Source organism: Huijunlia imazamoxiresistens (assembly GCF_037132455.1).
In the GTDB taxonomy this organism is placed as follows: Bacteria; Bacteroidota; Bacteroidia; order Chitinophagales; family Chitinophagaceae; genus Flavisolibacter; species Flavisolibacter imazamoxiresistens.
The window spans coordinates 1-733 of the sequence record NZ_JBBBEI010000108.1 but is presented as its reverse complement, the minus strand read 5'-3'; the positions used below and the strand labels follow the sequence as shown (position 1 = coordinate 733).

The window sequence follows — 733 nt, the reverse complement described above, 5'->3', positions numbered from 1 at the left end:
CATGCCAATGAAGGCATCCCGTACGAGCCCCTTACCCTGCGGATGCCCGACGGGGGCTTTTTGAACGTAAAGGGGATGGGCGACAGCACGGTCCCCGCCCTGAACGGCAGCCGGATCGATTACTACCGGGTGCACGCTTCCGATACGGCTTCCTCCTGCCTGGGCAGGCCGGATTCGGCCACCTCCCTTTGGCATTTCCGGTACGAGCCCTTCCGCTATAACCCGATAGAAGCCATTCATCCCTCCGTTTTCCGGGAAAGCCGTGCCATCCGGCTCTCCGGCTGGAACTTCACCACCTCCACGATGCCTGCCTGCGAAGTGGTATCCCTTTGCGATTCCCTGTCGCTGGAAATCAGTGCGGACACCGTCTGTCCCGGTGCCAGCCTCCTCCTCACCGTCCGTAAAAACAGGGGCTGCGGCAGCCTGGTGCCCCTGTCCTGGGATACGACCCGGGTGAGCGGCGTCACCCGGCTGAGCGATTCCACCTATGCCGTGCGGTTCAGCCGGCCGGGAAAGGCCGTGATCCGGGGTAGCCTGATGGGGTGTACCTTACTGGAAGATTCCGTTTCCGTGGAAGTGCTGCCGGAGCGCTCTTCCCTGCATCTGGGCGGCGATACGCTTCTGTGCACCAATACCCGCATCCTCCTCAATGCCGGCAGCGGCTTTGCTTCCTATGCCTGGCAGAACGGCTCGACCGATTCGGTCTTTACCGTTACGGCTCCCGGCACCTATT

1 protein-coding gene is annotated in these 733 nt (G+C 62.2%); it reads left to right on the top strand.

Annotation, left to right across the window (positions count from 1 at the left end):
- The coding region (locus V9K67_RS27085) for a hypothetical protein (protein WP_336728268.1) at window positions 1-733 on the top strand (733 nt) is incomplete at both ends.